Annotated in this window: 10 protein-coding genes; 2 read left to right on the forward strand and 8 right to left on the reverse strand. The window is 63.5% G+C overall.

Annotated features, from left to right (window positions below):
* Window positions 1-100: 100 nt before the first annotated feature.
* The 3 genes from FJY68_04630 to FJY68_04640 form a co-directional block, all read right to left on the reverse strand.
* Complete coding sequence (locus tag FJY68_04630) at window positions 101-1,510, reverse strand: YncE family protein (protein MBM3331124.1); 1,410 nt, start codon at window positions 1,508-1,510, stop codon at window positions 101-103.
* 173 nt (window positions 1,511-1,683) lie between these two features.
* Window positions 1,684-2,064: a DUF192 domain-containing protein gene (locus FJY68_04635; GenBank protein MBM3331125.1), complete on the reverse strand. Its 381-nt coding sequence runs from the start codon at window positions 2,062-2,064 to the stop codon at window positions 1,684-1,686.
* A gap of 127 nt (window positions 2,065-2,191) precedes the next feature.
* The gene (locus FJY68_04640; GenBank protein MBM3331126.1) at window positions 2,192-4,870 is read right to left on the reverse strand and encodes a hypothetical protein; all 2,679 of its coding nucleotides are present in this window, start codon (window positions 4,868-4,870) and stop codon (window positions 2,192-2,194) included.
* Between the two features lie 138 nt (window positions 4,871-5,008).
* Between FJY68_04640 and FJY68_04645 the strand changes: the two genes are divergently transcribed.
* Complete coding sequence (locus tag FJY68_04645) at window positions 5,009-7,672, forward strand: hypothetical protein (protein ID MBM3331127.1); 2,664 nt, start codon at window positions 5,009-5,011, stop codon at window positions 7,670-7,672.
* An 8-nt stretch (window positions 7,673-7,680) separates the two neighbouring features.
* Here FJY68_04645 and FJY68_04650 read toward each other — a convergent pair whose 3' ends face one another.
* The 3 genes from FJY68_04650 to FJY68_04660 form a co-directional block, all read right to left on the reverse strand.
* Complete coding sequence (locus FJY68_04650; protein ID MBM3331128.1) at window positions 7,681-9,609, reverse strand: excinuclease ABC subunit C; 1,929 nt, start codon at window positions 9,607-9,609, stop codon at window positions 7,681-7,683.
* A gap of 36 nt (window positions 9,610-9,645) precedes the next feature.
* Window positions 9,646-11,142 (reverse strand): RtcB family protein, encoded by a 1,497-nt coding sequence (locus FJY68_04655; protein ID MBM3331129.1) that lies wholly within the window; start codon window positions 11,140-11,142, stop codon window positions 9,646-9,648.
* Window positions 11,143-11,219: 77 nt separating this feature from the next.
* Window positions 11,220-12,215 carry a hypothetical protein gene (locus FJY68_04660; protein ID MBM3331130.1) on the reverse strand — a complete coding sequence of 332 codons (996 nt, stop codon included), beginning with the start codon at window positions 12,213-12,215 and terminating at the stop codon, window positions 11,220-11,222.
* 244 nt (window positions 12,216-12,459) lie between these two features.
* Here FJY68_04660 and FJY68_04665 point away from each other — a divergent pair, with 244 nt between their 5' ends.
* Complete coding sequence (locus FJY68_04665) at window positions 12,460-12,690, forward strand: hypothetical protein (GenBank protein ID MBM3331131.1); 231 nt, start codon at window positions 12,460-12,462, stop codon at window positions 12,688-12,690.
* 342 nt (window positions 12,691-13,032) lie between these two features.
* On the opposite strand, the gene FJY68_04670 is transcribed toward FJY68_04665, so the two are convergent.
* Window positions 13,033-14,160: a hypothetical protein gene (locus FJY68_04670; protein ID MBM3331132.1), complete on the reverse strand. Its 1,128-nt coding sequence runs from the start codon at window positions 14,158-14,160 to the stop codon at window positions 13,033-13,035.
* A 152-nt stretch (window positions 14,161-14,312) separates the two neighbouring features.
* A complete protein-coding gene (locus FJY68_04675) occupies window positions 14,313-14,906 on the reverse strand; it encodes a hypothetical protein (GenBank protein ID MBM3331133.1) in 594 nt (197 codons plus the stop codon).
* Window positions 14,907-15,354: the final 448 nt, after the last annotated feature.

Raw genomic sequence — 15,354 nt, forward strand, 5'->3', positions numbered from 1 at the left:
CGGAGGTAAAGCTCCCTTGAGTACCGACTTGGATTCAAGGGGCGGGCTCTCGCCCGCCCCTTCCTGCATTCTGTCTGCTGTATTCCGACCTCTCGGCAGCCTACCTTGTCACGACGACCTTGCGGATGGCTTGTGGCCTGAGACTTGTGGCTTGTGGCTGTTCCTGCACAAAGTACACCCCCGGCGCCAGCGCCCGCACATCGTTTGCGCCCGGCCTCAGGTCCATCACCTTCCGGCCTGTCGCATCCAGCAAGCTTGCGGCTTGTGGCTTGCGGCTTGTGGCTTCCTGCAGGAGCAGCACCCCCCGGACGATGGTCGCCTCCAGCCTGGAACTGGGGGCTTGCGGCTTGAAGCCATCCTCAGCGCCGGTCACGGACGAATCCCGTATGACGGAGACGGTAGAGCTCTGTTGATTCGCGACGTAGATGCGGTGCTGCACCGGATTCCGGGCTAAGGCACAGGGAAAGCCGCCGACGCTAATCGTCGCGACGACCAAGTCAATGCCTCCGTCAATCACCGTGACGCTACTGCCACCGCCGTTCGCGCAGTAGACCTTGTTGTAGACCGAGTCGTAGACCAGGACGCGAGGCCGGCGTCCGACCGCGACCGTCTTGAGGACCGTATCCGCCGCCGCGTCAATCACCGTAACGTTGTCGTTGTTGTAGTTCGCGCAGTACACCTTGTTGTTGGTCGAGTTGTACGCCACGGCCATGGGCCCGCCTCCCACCGTGATGGTTGTCATCAAAGTGTCGGAAGCGCCATCGATCACCGTGACGCTTCCGGAGGCAAAGTTGGCGCAGTAGACCTTGTTGCCGGCCGGATTGCACACCAGCGCCCAAGGCGTGGCTCCTACCGCGATTGTCTTGATGACCGTGTCCGCGGCCGCATCAATCACCGTGACGTTACCGCTTCCGCTGTTCGCGCAGTAGACTTTGTTGCCGGTCGGACTCCAAACCGGTCCGAGCGGGGTACTCCCGACCGCGATGGTCTTGATGACCGTATCGGCAGTTCCGTCAATCACCGTGACGTTGTTGCTGTTCTGATTGGCGCAATAGACCTTGCCGGTCGAATCGCAAGTCAGACCAACCGGGTTGTCTCCGACCCGGATGGTCTTCAGGACAACGTTGGTGTCCCCCGCAATCACCGTGACTGTATCATTCCCAGGATGGGCACAGTAGATCCTGTTGTTTGTCGGATTGTAGACGATGCCTCGCGGGTCCGTGCCGACCGGGTAGTTGACGACCGGAATCGTACCGACGACGGCGTTGGTATCCCCGGCGATGACCGTAACGTTGTCGCCGGTCTGATTGGCGCAATAGACCCTGTTCCCAATCGAATTGTAGACCAGACCGGAAGGACTGGCTCCGGTCGGCAGATTGGTCTCAAGCCACTGCGCATTGGCCGCCGACAGGCAGCAGCAGACGACCAACAGCACGGCCAAGGGGCATGCGGCCCGGTTGCGGCAAAGGACGTTACGGTTGTGTAGAACACTGACGCGGCGGTCGTCCACAGTGCCTCCTTTGGCTAAACCCGGACTGTGACGCTGTCTACGGACGTATGATTATACTCCCGCCCCGTCGCTGTCAACAACCACCGCAAAGGTGGTTGATGCTTGGTCAATTCTGGATTCTGGTCTCTGGACTCTGACTTCTGAATTGTCCGAACCGGGTTGTGTCTGTTCGGCTACTCGGGCTTCGGGGCAGTGGTCTGGAAGGCGATGATGTCGCCGAGTTGCGTCCTCGTTGACGCGATGACGCCGACCGGCAGCTCAATGGTCTTGGTCCCGCGCCAGGACCAGGCCATGCCCCACGGCTTCACGTTCCGCTTCAGGCCGACGACCCGGTTCTTCTTGTCGAGGAAGACGACATCAATCGCGAAACGCATGCACCACATATGGATGGATGAGCACGGGTCAATGAGCAGACCGGTGTCGGGCTTCAGCCCGCTCCTTCCGAGCAGGCCCTGGCTGCGTGCCGCGAATGACTTGGCGATCTCCAACTCCGAAGCGAGCGCCACGCCTTTGGTGACGTTGATTGCGGCGGTATTCGGCTTCTCGTGCTTCATCACTGCCCCCGGACCTCCACTGAGCCACGAAAGCACGAAGAACACGAAACAGACGGACCCAGGACACACCAAGTCCTCTTCCTCCGATTTCGTGTTTTCGTGGCAGTCAATCTCGGAGTCATGACACTCAGTCGAGCTTGACGAGCTTGTTGATTGCCCGGAACTCGCCCGCGGCCATGCGACAGTAATAGACGCCGCGCGACACGGTTGCGCCCCTCTCGTCGCGGCCATCCCAGACGAGGGAGTAGTGAGCAGGGAGGAGGGAGGAGTTGCAGACAGTCTTCACCAAGGCGCCGGAGACGGAGTAGATGGTAAGGTTCGTCTGCGTCGTGCGCGGGATGCTGAACCGGATGGCAGTCCTGTCCCTGAACGGCGTGGGCCGGGCCCGGTCGAGCGCGAACACGGTGGGCAGCTTGCCCTGCTCCTGGATGCCGCCGCCCGGCCAGACTACGACCGTGTCGGACAGCGTGTCGTTGCCGGCGAGTTCGTCGGTGGCCAGCACGGTGACGCAGCTGATACTGAAGGTGCCGACCGAGTCGGCCGACGAGGTTTCGAATGCGACCGTATCGGTCATTCCGGCAGCAAGCGTCACTTCGACCGTGTCAGCGTATCCCGGGCCGATGTACATCCGGACCGACAGGGTCTCATCGTATGTCCCGTAGTTCTTGACCAGGGCCCGGGGAGTCACGACCGTGCCGGAGTCAACGCTGTCCGGCGGCGCGATTATGCTTCTGACTCCGACGTCATGCAGTCCGGCGGCCTGCACCGGCCCGGTGATGACCACGGCGTAGGGTTGGCGCGCGGTGACGACGTTCTGCGCCGCGACCCGCAGCAGCCACCGGCCCGAGTCCGGCTGGTTCACGCGGAACATCTCGAGCGGGTTCTTGTTGTCAAACGCCCCGCTCGGGTTAAGCCTGGACCGGCCGCTGTCATATAGGTCACCCTTGTAAAAATCGGCGTTCGGCGCCGTCAACTGGCAGTTGAGGTTATTGATGAGCGCGGGATTGGCCCCGGACGCGGCCGCGGTGTCGGTCCAGACCACGGCCACGCGCAGCGACATCGTCGAGTCGAACACGTCGAACGCGAACTCGCTGTAGTCGCCGGTCTCGAGTCCGGTCGTGTCGTCGTAGGCGAGCAGGCGGCGCGTGTCGCTGGCGAAGAAGAGGACCGAGTCGAGGTCGATCCGGCCCCAACCGATATGGTCACTGGGCACGACGTAGCTTTCCACGTTCGGGTCGGCTGAAACGAGTATCATGGCCCTGAGGATGGCGCTGGAAACGTAGCCCCAGGTGTCGGCCGGTGTGGCCGTACCCGACGGGTAGTAGCCCTTGCGCAGGTAGGAACGGCAGAGACCCACGCAACCATTGGTAGCCGGGCTGGCCATACTGGTACCGCCCATCGAGACATAGCTGTTCTGCGTTCCCGCCTCGACCGACATTATGTCTTCACCCGGCGCGGCGATGTCAGGTTTGACGCGGCCGTCGGGTGCAGGACCGGACGACGAGAAGTCGGAGAGCGCCGTGGCGTTCGTCCCGTTCTGGACCGACGCGGCAGCGATGATCGACTTCGCATTGCCGGGCTCGGTAACCTGGTACTGCGCCGAATGCCCCTGGTTGCCGCACGACTTGATGGTCTGGATGTCCTTGTTCTTCCAGGAGAATCGGTCGAAGGTAGCGGCGGCATTCGAGTATTGCCCTTTGGTACCGGTCCACCACGAGTTGCCGATGGTGTGAGGCCGGAGTTCCGGGTTGCGCAGGTCGTTCGTGATCATGTTCAGCGGAACGGTGAAGTCGTCCCCGGGCGGCTGCGGAATCGGCGAGAGGTGAACGATCCGCGCCTGCTTGGAGTGGCCATCATACGCACTGGAGCCGCCGTTGACCGAGTCGTTGCCGGCCATGGTGCCGCCGACATGCGTGCCGTGGCCGTTCTGGTCACCGACGCCGCCCGCCGGCGGGTAGTGCTTGTACACGACTACCTTGCGGTGGGTCGGGAACTCGCCGGTGTCGGTGATCGCGACAATCGGGTCGTGGAAAGCCCAGTGGTCCACGTCCAGGCCCGTATCCGTGAAGCCGAGGATTTCGTCCATGCCGAATATGCCCTTGTTCCAGACATTCCTCTGGTTCACGGTCCAGTCCTGCACAACCCACTGGCACTTGTCGTTCTCCGGCTCGCCCGGGTGCCACTCCTCTATCGAAGATACCCAGCCCAGCCGCGCGATGGCGGCAAGCTGCTCCCTGGAGCAGTCGACCTCTATGACCTTCATCGCCTCGGAAACGCCCGAGCGGACGACGGCAAGCCCCATCGCCTCGAGCTCGGCCTTGGCCGCCTCGATGTCCTCGGTGTAGAACAGCGCGACCGCAACCCGTCCGAAGCCCGCCTCGGCCAGGGTCTGCGACCAGAACTTGTAGCCCGGCTGATAGACGCCGACCCATCGGACGAACGGAAGTGCCGCGACTTCTCCCGCAACTGCGCGGTCCATCCTCACGAATGCCAGATGGCGGGAGTGAAAACCGAGGAACTCCCCGCCGGCGCGCGCGAGCTGCTGGACCTGTAACGTGTACACCGGCCCGCCGAACTGCACGAGGTAGTAGCCGGTTCCGTCGCCTTCATACTCGTCGATCCGGAGAGCGGCCGGGAGCGGGGCGGTCTCGCCGAGTGGGTCGAATCTGGGGCTGTCCCAGAACCCGACCTGGAAATCATCAAAGTCCGCCTGCGGAGCGAATCTGCCGCTGCGCGCGGGACGGAAGGGATTCGCCGCGAATGACGCGGCCGCCAGCAAGAAAACGACGAATACGGCCTTCTTCATTGTTGTTCCTCTTCGAGCTGGCGCAGTTGCGGCCCCGCGCCAGCAATAGACTCAATCACCTGTCAGAAAGACCACCGGGCGAACCATTCTACACGGTTCACCGCTCCGGGCAACTGCGTCCGTGCTTGTTGACAGCGGATGTGGCCTCGCCATACTGACAGAGCATACCCTATGGCGAGCGTCATTCCGCTCGGGCGAGTGTCGGCAGACGCCGGCGCGCTCGCCGGCGCGAAGGCGTTGAACCTGGCCGCGATGATGCGCGCCCGCCTGCCGGTGCCCGACGGATTCAGCGTCACGGCCGAAGCATATCGCGCGCACGTTTCGGCGCTGCGCCTCGGTAGGCCGCAGCGCGACTGCCTCGCCGCGATCCGGGAACTCATCACTGCCTCCGAACTCGCCACCGAGACGGCAGCCGAAATCCGCGCCGCCTTCAGACGACTCCGAACGCCCCTCGTCGCTGTCCGCTCTTCCGGAACTGCCGAAGACCTGCCCGGCCATTCTTTCGCCGGACTCTACGACACCTACCTGCGGTCGACTGATGCCGACGGCTGCATCGGGCTCGTCAAGCAGTGCTGGGCTTCGCTCTGGACTGAGCGGGCGTTCGACTACCGCGACAAGAACGGGTTTGAGCACGCGAAGGCGGCCATGGCCGTCGTGGTGCAACAGCTCGTCGCCGCTGATGCGGCCGGCGTCATCTTCACCGCCGACCCGGTCTCGGGCAGCGCCAACCGCATCGTCATTGAAGCCTGCTGGGGACTTGGCGAGGCGCTGGTTTCCGGCAAGGTCACGCCGGACCGCTTAGTGATTGACCGCGACACCGAGCGCGTCGTCGAACGTTTCGTCTCCACCAAGTCCGTCGAGACGGCCTTTTCCCCGACCGGTTCTCCGGTCGAGCAAACGGTGCCCGCGGCCCGGGCCGACAAACCGTCAATCTCCGACGCGATCGCGCTGAAGCTTGCTCGCCAGGCGCTCCGTGCCGAGAAGCTGTTCGGTTCCCCGCAGGACATCGAGTGGGCGTTGGCCGGGCCTAACCTCTTTCTTCTCCAGTCCCGGCCAATCACCACGCTCGGCAAGCCGCCCGGTCGGACAGTGGGCGCTGAGGCCAAGTCCTGGGAGGACCGTCAGGTCTGGTCCAACACCAACTCGGCCGAGGTGCTGCCCGGCGTGCTTACGCCGCTCGTCTGGTCCACGGTCGGAGAGTTCATCGGCGACCTGCTCGGCAGCGTCATCGGACGTCTCGGTATCTCGTTCGGTGACAACCCTTTCATCGGCGAGGTCGCAGGCCGCGCCTACACCAACCTCAACACCTTCACCGGGATGGTGCGCCGGATGCCGTTCGCGAGCCGGATGAACCAGGCGCAGATGTTCGGCGGCCAGAACCTGAAACCGGAGGACCGGGCCAAGCTTGAGCTCGGTGCCGACGACCTGCCCGACATCAAAGTGAGCCCGCTCAAAACCCTGCTCAAGCTACCCGGTTTCCTGCTCTGGATGTCACGCCATGGCCCGGGCCGCGGCCGCGAGTGGATAGCCGCTTCACTCGACGCCTACGAGAAGAAGCCCCGCCCCGACCTTACCCGGCTCTCGGAACAGGAACTGTCGGACAAGGCCATCGCCACGCTGCTGCAGATGCGTGTCGGCGGCGAGGGGCTCGGCTACGCGCTGGGCGGTATGATGTTCACCTCGGTGCTGTACGACCTGTGCAAGCGGTGGTTCAATGACCCGACCGGGATCAACGCCAGCCGCCTGCTGGCCGGGACCGGCGAACTTCGGAGCGCCGAGGCCGGCATCGATCTCTGGCGACTCGGCCGGCTCGTGGCAGACTCTCCCGAACTGCGCGAAACCGTGCTACCCGCCGGGAGCTGGACCGATCTCCGGCCGCGGCTGGAAATCACTGAGCCGGGGCGCGATTTCCTCGCGCGCTGGGACCGCTTCCTGCACCTGCACGGCCACCACGCGCGCGGCGAGATGGACATGTACAACCCGCGCTGGCGGGAGCAGCCGGACTATGTGCTGGACGTAGTGCGCAGCTTCGCCCGCGCTGGAGACAAGGCTGACCCCGAGGTCGACCAGCGCCGCCACGCCGAGGAGCGCGAACACCTGAAGGTCGCGCTGATGGCACGCCTGCGCAACCCGGTCAAGCGCTGGGTCTTCGACTACGTCGTGCGCAAGGCGCAGCTCTCGGCCTCCATTCGCGAGAATGTGAAGGACGCGGCCATCCGCGTGTTCGCGGACACGCGGGCACTTGTGGTCGAACTCGGCCGGAGGCTGGCGGCGCGCGGAGTGTTCGCCGACGCCGACGACATCTTCTTCCTCCGATTCCCCGAAATCGAACCGGTCGTAAGCGAAACTGCCGGGAATGACGTCCGCGCCCGCGTTGCCGAACGCAGGGCGGAACACGAAAGGAACTTGGCTCTTTCCCCACCGGCCATCATCGTCGGTAAGTACGACCCGGTCAAGCACAAGCCGGATACGGTTGACGCCTCGGCAGAACTCAAGGGCCTCGCGGTCAGCCCGGGCATCGTCACCGGCCCGGCCCGCGTCATTCTCCACGCCGGTACCGAGCAGGTAGTGCCGGGCGAAATCCTGGTCGCGCCCTTCACCGACCCGGGCTGGACTCCCTACTTCATACCGGCGGCCGGGATAGTGATGGACCAGGGCGGGCTACTCAGCCACGGCAGCATCGTGGCCCGCGAATACGGCATCCCCGCAGTCGTGAACGTCGGCCCGGCCACCAAGCTCATTAAAACCGGACAGCTCATTCAAGTCGACGGTGACACGGGTCGAGTCAGAATCCTGAAGTAGGCGCAGCCCTAGCGGCGCAGCGCTCGAAAGACCTTCTCCGCCAGCGCCGGGCCGAAGCCCTTAACCTTGGCAATCTCCTCGACGCTTGCGATCCTGACTTTGTCCAGTGACCCGAAGTGCTGGATGAGTGTCTTCTTCCGTACCGGGCCGAGGCCGGTAATCTCGTCGAGCTCGGACTCGACCATCTTCTTTCCGCGCAGCTTGCGGTGGAAGGTGATGGCGAAGCGGTGCGATTCGTCGCGGATGCGCTTCAACAGCTTCAGCGCGGGTGAGGTCACGGGAATCGTGATTTCCCGGCCGTCGTCGTAGTAGAGCGTGTCGGTCCGCTTGGCCAGCCCGAGTATCGGTATCTCGGCATCGAACTGGCCGTAGGCTTTCACCGCCGACGACAATTGCCCTTTGCCGCCATCAACCAGTACAAGGTCCGGCAAGGGACGGTTCTTCTCCAGCAGGCCGCGCACGCGCCGGGCCAGCACCTCCTCCATCATGGCGAAGTCGTTGGAGCCGGTCACGGTGCGGATCTTGAACAACCGGTACTGCTGTTTGGTCGGGCGGTCGTCGCGGAATACGACAATCGAGCCGACCGCGTTGGTCCCCTGCGTGTTCGATATGTCTACGCCCTCAATCAGCCGCGGCACATTCGGCAGCCCAAGGACCTCAGCCAGCTCGCGGTTTCCTGCCGGGACTCGCTCTTCAGGCCGAAGCTCGACCAGCGCCTTCTCGGCGTTTGCCCGCGCGAGTTCCATCAGCCGCACCTTCTCCCCCCGCTCCGGCACGACGATCCTGACTGCACGACTCCGCGTCTCCGCACCCCCCTCCCTTCCATTCCCTCCCCCTTGAGGGGGAGGGAGGGGTAAGGGTGACGCTTTCCGTGCCCGCCTTTCGGTAAGCAACGCCTCGAGCGCCTCCGCATCCTCGATTGCAGCCGGCAGAATGATCTCCTCCGGGATGTCGTGGGTGTGGGTATGGACTGAACGCACAACAGTCGACAGTAGTTCCGAATCGGGCGCGTTCTCGCCGGCGGTCAGCGAATACTCCTCACGTGAGACTATCTTCCCTTCACGCACGCGGAAGAGCGCCGCGACTGCAGCCCGCGCCCCGCGTGCCAGCCCGATGATGTCGCGGCTGGTCTTGTCCTGCAGGACTGCCTGCTGGTCCTTCCTGATCTCCCGCAGGGCCAGCAACTGGTCGCGCAGGGTCGCCGCCACTTCGAAGTCCTGGGCCTGCGACGCTGCCCACATGCGCTGCTCGACCTGCTCGGTGAGCTCGTCCGACCGGCCGGAAAGGAAACGAATCACATCCTTGACCTGCTGCGCATACTGCTCCTGCGTCACCTTGTCGGCACACGGACCCGAGCAACGGCTCAGCTCGAAGTTCAGACATGGTCGGTAATCGGGAGTCGAGAGTCGGGAGTCGGCGGGCAGGTCCCGCTTGCAGGTGCGGATCCGGAATATCCGCTTCACGGCCTTCAACGCCTTCCTGAGTTCCCGCGCCGACGTGTAGGGGCCGAAGAACACCGACCCGTCGTCGCGGATGTTCCGCGTGACGAATATGCGCGGGTAAGGCTCGGCCGTGATCTTGAGATGGGGGAACTTCTTGTCGTCCCGCAGCCGCACGTTGTAGCGCGGCTTCTTGAACTTGATGAAGTTCTCTTCGAGGACCAGCGCCTCAACCTCGGAGCGGGTGATGACCGTCTCGAGATCGGCGACCTTGCTGACGAGCGAGTTGAGCCGCGGGCTTTCCTGCGGCTGCGTGTACGCCCTCAGACGCTCGCGCAGGCTCCGCGCCTTGCCGACGTACAGCACGCGGCCATTAGCGTCTTTGAGCAGGTAGACGCCGGGCCCCTCAGGCGCGGTCGCGACCTGAGTCGCGAAGTGATCGAGTGACCTAGTGGTCGAGTGACCCAGTGAACTCGACTCTGATTCCGGCGTCCTCACTTGACCACTGGACCACTTGACCGCTGGATCACGGCCTCAGCCTTTGACCACTCCTATCGGCCTCATGCGTGCCACTTTGCGGCAGATGCCTGCCTGCACACAAACGTCCACCACCTTGTCCACGTCCTTGTAGGAATCCGGCACTTCCTCGCGCAGGACTTCGCGGCTGGCGGCCATCACGGTGATTCCCTGCGCTCGCAGTTCCTCGGCCACGTTCCGGTGCTCGGTTTCCTTGAGCGCGCGGGTGCGCGACCAGACCCGGCCTGCGCCGTGGCAGGCCGAGCCGAACGTCTCCGCCTCGGCCTTCTCGGTGCCGAGCAGCAGGTACGAATTCGTTCCCATGTCGCCGGGAACCAGCACCGGTTGACCCAGGTGCCGGTAGCGCGAGGGCAGGGCGTGACTGCCGGTCTGGTTGTGGCACTGGGTACCGGAGCCGGGCTTGGCCGGCCCAAAGGCGCGGGTCGCACCCTTCCGGTGGACGCAGACCTTGACACACGCTTTGCCGACCGGGTGGGTCTCGATCTTGGCGATGTTGTGAGCAACATCGTAGACCTGCCCCATTCCCAGCCGGCCGGGCGAAAGCCCGAGCACCTGCGAGAACGCTTCGCGCACCCAGTGGGCAATCGCCTGCCGGTTCGCCCACGCGTAGTTGGCCGCGCAGACCATCGCGCCGAAGTAGCGCCTCCCTTCCGGCGACTCGATCGGCGCACAGGCGAGCTGTCGATCAACCAGCTCGATGCCGTACTTCTTCGAGACCGCGCCCAGGGTCTTCACGTTGTCGTCGCATATCTGGTACCCCAGGCCGCGCGAGCCGGTGTGAATCATCACCGTGATCTGGCCCTCGGCAACACCGAGGTCGCGCGCCGCTATCAGGTCGTACACTTCGGCGACTTCCTGGATTTCCAGGAAGTGGTTGCCCGCGCCCAGTGTACCCAGTTGGGGCATCCCGCGCTCCAGCGCCCGCTCGGATACCCCGGCCAGGTCTGCCCCGGCCATCGCACCGTGTTCCTCGGTGAACTCCAGGTCCTGGTCGGTGCCAAAGCCCTTCTCCACCGCCCAGCGCGCACCGCGGGTCAAGACGAATGCGACCTCGGCCTGGGAGATACGGATCTTGCCCTTCGAACCGACGCCGGACGGGACGTTCTCGTACATCGCGCGGACCAGCTTCTCGAGTACAGGCTGAGTCAGGTCTGCGCGCGCGAGCCCGGTCCGCAGCATCCGCACGCCGCAGTTGATATCGTAGCCCACCCCGCCCGGCGACACGACGCCTTCACCGGTCTCGAACGCGGCAACCCCGCCGATGGGAAAGCCGTAGCCCCAGTGAATATCCGGCATCGCCATCGACTGGCCGACGATTCCGGGCAGTGTCGCCACGTTCGCCACCTGCTCCGGCGCCTGGTCATGCTTGATGTCGTCCAGCAGGGACGTATCCGCGTAGATGACGCCGTCCACCCGCATCTTCGGGTTGTAGCTCTTCGGGATTCTCAGCCGGGTGTCGTCAATCCGCTCTAGTGGTCCGTTCCAGTTGGCCATGAATCAGTATAGACGCGCGAGGGGACTATTCAACCGCAAGGGCCGGGGAGCAGCACAACGACGGAACCGAGGCCGAGCTACTCCCACCACTGCCCGATGAAGTACAGCTCGGAATCCCCTTTGGCGAAGGCCGTTGCGTGACAGAGCAGGTCAGCCGGGAAGTAGTCCGGGGTCGCGTTGTGGTTGTCGGTTCCGTCCGCGTCAATCAGGTAGACGTCATACGCGCCCTGCTCCTCGATTGCCGCGACCGTGTAGGCCAGCATCGAGCCGGAGTGAGCCCAGGTGGGCAGTCCCTGGGCGTAGCCGCTGTTGGTCAGCCGTACCTCGCCGGCGCCGTTCGAGTCGGCGACGAAGAGATTGTACCGCCCGTGGCTCGTGCTCGGGTCTTCGAGCCGTTCGAAGACGATCTTCGTCCCATCCGGACTCAACTTCGGGTCGTAGTCGCCGATCGGCAGATTGGCTCTGCCCCACTGCCCGGCATTGGCCGGACTCGTCACCTGCCTGGCCTGGGTTCCGTCGTCGTTCATCTTCCATATTCTGAAGCCGGAAGTGAAGACGATGCTGTTCCCGACCCAGTCGATGTCGCCGTCGTGCGAACCTGAGTCGTGGAGCAGTGTGTCGCCGGTACCGTCTGCGTTCATCACGTAGATGTCGAGGTCGTTCCGGCGCAGCGAGAGGAACGCGATGCGCGTGTTGTCCGACGACCATGCAGGATACAGGTCCCACACCGAGTTGGCGGTCAGCCGCCGGAACGCCGAACCGTCGGTCGCTACTGTGCAGAGCTCGAAGTTCTCGTTACTATCACCGTCGACCTTCTGGGCGAAGAGAAGCGTCCCACCCGAGGCGTCGAGCCGCAGGGCTGAAGTCTGAATCTCATTTGCCCTGCTGTAGAGCAGGCGAACGTCCTGCGTCGCGAGGTGAAGCGCGTAGATCGCGTACCTCCCCTCATGGGGCACAACCTTCGGCCCCGGCCCGCAACCCCATAGCAATGCGACAGCCAATGCTGCCAGCACCTGGGGGATTCGGAAACGCGTGCCGTCAATCGACCTCGGTGCTCTGTTCCGATCTAACATGGATGAGCATAGAACAAACTGGAGGACTCTTCAATCACAGCGGGCGCGGGACCGACGACTGACTCACGCTTGCGCCGGACGCCGTGCCGCACTGTAACACCAATTGAGAGTTCTGCGGGTTGACTTGCGTCGCGGTCAACACTTGACAGCATCCGGCAGGAGGGTATTCTTCTGCAGAGAGTGTGTCTGCTAACGCGTCGTACGGGCGCCGCAGCTCGTCGGGACGCGAAAAAAAGGAGGCTCGGTGGCAGAGATCGGTAGTGACAAGGTAAGGACGTCCGCGCCGGAAGCTGCGACGAAGCGCTCGAAGACGGTGGGAACCCTTGCCGTCGCGGCAGGGCTGCTTGCCGCAGTGATCGGGCTTGTCAACGTCCTGGCCAACAAACGGGACATCGTTGACATACTGCTGGTCGTCGGGGGTCTGCTCGTGAGCGTGGCTGGCCTGCGGATCATCCGCAAGTACCGAGCGAGCTAGTCCCTCAGACTCCCAGCCCGCCGCTGAACCCTGACCCCGCCAGGCAACGGCGAGTGCTGGTGGCCCGGACTTTCCAGACAACTGATTCGATTCGATTCCGTTTCCCTCGAACACGCAGTAGCGACCGGGTCAAAAGAACCAATTGGGACGGGTCGCGCCGGTAGCGCCCGGGCTGCCAGGGGCCGACGGACAAGAACTGGGAGCAGAGCGGGGGAATCCGTCACCGGGCCTCGACATATCATCTCAAGTCAGACAGATCGGAGCCGGCTGTCCTGTGCGCGGCCGGAGTCGGGCCGGCGTCTCCAGACTCCCGCGGTTCGGCCCTCGGACCGACGACGCAGGCTAGAGCAGTTGAAAACCGATTGTGAACCCGGGCCAGACGCGCACGTCCCAGTCCTCGTGCATGTCGAGCAGCGTTCCGTCTTGCTCGTCTGCGAATTCTGACACGCGGACGTTGACGCTCGGGCCTGCGGTCAAGGCCAGCTTGTCGCTCAACTGCCAGCCGCCGGTCATCCGCAGACTCGAAAGCAGTGCGATCTGCCCCTCCCGGAACCAATCCGGACCTCCGTAGACGCTGCCGCCGAGGGCATCTATGTCCACAAAGAACTCTTGAAGCGGAATGTGACCGCCGATGCCCATCCCGGCTATAAGCCGGGTCAAGTCGCCATCCGGCCGGCAGCCCACCATGAAGATGTTGTATATGCTCCTGGACCCGGTCTTGATGCCGAGATTGAGCAATGAGTACTCACTGGCCCAGGCGTTGACGTGGAACTGCCCGTTCTCGACGATGCTGACCAGACCGATCGGCACGTCGACCTCCTCGGCGATGTTCACCAACCCGAACTGAAGTCCTCGGCCTGTGCCGCAGATGTTGACCAGACCGATTTGCGCACCGGTGAACTCCTCGGCGATATTGACGGCCCCGGACAACTGCGCTCCCCACAGATGTCCCCCGGTCACATTGACCGAACCGGCCATCTGCGCGCCATATACGCTGGAGTCGACGATATTAGCTGCCCCCGCCATCTGCAACCCGGTGAAGCATCCGCCAACTATGTTCGCCGCCCCGGCCATCTGCAGCCCGCCAAAGCAGCCGCCGAGCACGTTCACGGCCCCGGCCGTCTGCACACCACCGAACTCGCGGCCGACGATGTTCACGACCCCGGCCTGCTGCAGCCCGGTGAAGTCCCTGCCCACGCGATTGAAGACTCCTGCCGCCTGGTAGCCCAGGACGTCATCCTCCTCGTAGTTGTAGACGCCTCCCAGCTCGATGCCCTGCAGCCTGCCGAGCTGGCCGCCGATGATGTTGAACGAGTAGTCCGAGCTGACGTTCCACGGCTCGCTGTTGGTCGCTACTCCGGGCACGAAAGAGACCGACAACGGCCGGTAGACATACTGCCGGGGGCTCTCCTGCGCCGCCATCCCGGCGGCCAGGATCAGGATCGTAACGAACAAGCGAGCTGTTTTCATGTGCGTCTCCTCTCGGTTCGCAGCCGACAATCGCTGGCCGTGAAGTGTCGTCCGCCATTCATCGCGGAAATGGTATCGACCGGGAGTTGTATGTCAATGCACGGGCGGGCACCCGAGGCAGCTGCCGTCTGCCATGGCTCCGGAACCACCCGCTAGTGAAACGGCGACCGCATTACGAGCATGGCTATCGGATAGCTGGCCGCGGCCGTGAAAACGTAGAGTACGATCGTGTACCACACCGGCAGACCCAGGAACTTCCGGTACGCGACCACCGTCAGCACCGTGGCCCACTGAACGAGGATCCAGTGGGTGATGCCGAGCGTGACCGGGCTGCGCATGCCCAACGCGTAGTACCCCCAGTCCCAGACGACCAGTGCCGCCCCGACGACCAGTTGCACAAACCCGCCGACGTTCAGAACGAAGTCCACATCGGTCCGCCGACGGGTGAGGCGCAGCACCACGTGGGTTAGTCCGGAAAGATAGACCCAGAGGAACAGCATGAAGACCGGTGTGAACCAGACGAGGAACCAGTAGTAGGTCTCGGCATGCAGCAAAGTTATCGTCGGGCCGGGCCAGGGCTGCCAGCCCAGCAAGGCCGGCGGCAAGTAGATGAGAATCGAATCCAGCGCGGCGCGGATCAGCACTGCCAGCAGACCCCAAGCAGGAGTCGGCACCTCTCGGACCGCCTCGGCGAACCGCGCCGGGTTCCAGTACCCGAGCAGAACGACTCTCAGGAATCTACGCAAGATGGGGCGTCACCACACCTGGAATATCCGCTTTCGGCTTACCGCTCCAACTCGTTGGTTCGGCTGATTCGTACATCGTTCATCGTTTGCCGCACCCCGCTCAGTCCTTCCGGTAACGAATAACGGTGTACGAAGGAACGATGAACGACGGAGGCCGTCAGCGGTCTCGGCAATCCAAAATCGTAGATCCAAAGTGACCTGGGCCGGGTCAATAATCATCTGCCGCACCCCCGAATCCCCAAGATGTCACAATCCCCTGAGCTTATCCTCCAGCTCGTCGAGTTGGCGCTTGACCTCGGATATCTTGTTCAAGGTGCGACTTACTAATCAGAGCATAAAATGTTTGACATGGGAGTCGGTTTGGTGTATACTGTGAGTAATGAGAGAAGACGATACTCGGCGTCTATCGCCGGCGGCTTTGGATGTGCTGCGTGTGCGGGTGATGAAA

The organism is candidate division WOR-3 bacterium, from assembly GCA_016867815.1.
Taxonomy (GTDB): Bacteria; Hydrothermota; Tepidihabitantia; order Tepidihabitantales; family Tepidihabitantaceae; genus UBA2258.

Bases quoted from the DNA above. Each gene is read 5' to 3' on its own strand.
- FJY68_04635 (MBM3331125.1), bottom strand. From the start codon at position 2,064: ATGAAGCACGAGAAGCCGAATACCGCCGCAATCAACGTCACCAAAGGC.
- FJY68_04640 (MBM3331126.1), bottom strand. From the start codon at position 4,870: ATGAAGAAGGCCGTATTCGTCGTTTTCTTGCTGGCGGCCGCGTCATTC.
- FJY68_04645 (MBM3331127.1), top strand. From the start codon at position 5,009: ATGTGGCCTCGCCATACTGACAGAGCATACCCTATGGCGAGCGTCATT.
- FJY68_04655 (MBM3331129.1), bottom strand. From the start codon at position 11,142: ATGGCCAACTGGAACGGACCACTAGAGCGGATTGACGACACCCGGCTG.
- FJY68_04660 (MBM3331130.1), bottom strand. From the start codon at position 12,215: ATGTTAGATCGGAACAGAGCACCGAGGTCGATTGACGGCACGCGTTTC.
- FJY68_04670 (MBM3331132.1), bottom strand. From the start codon at position 14,160: ATGAAAACAGCTCGCTTGTTCGTTACGATCCTGATCCTGGCCGCCGGG.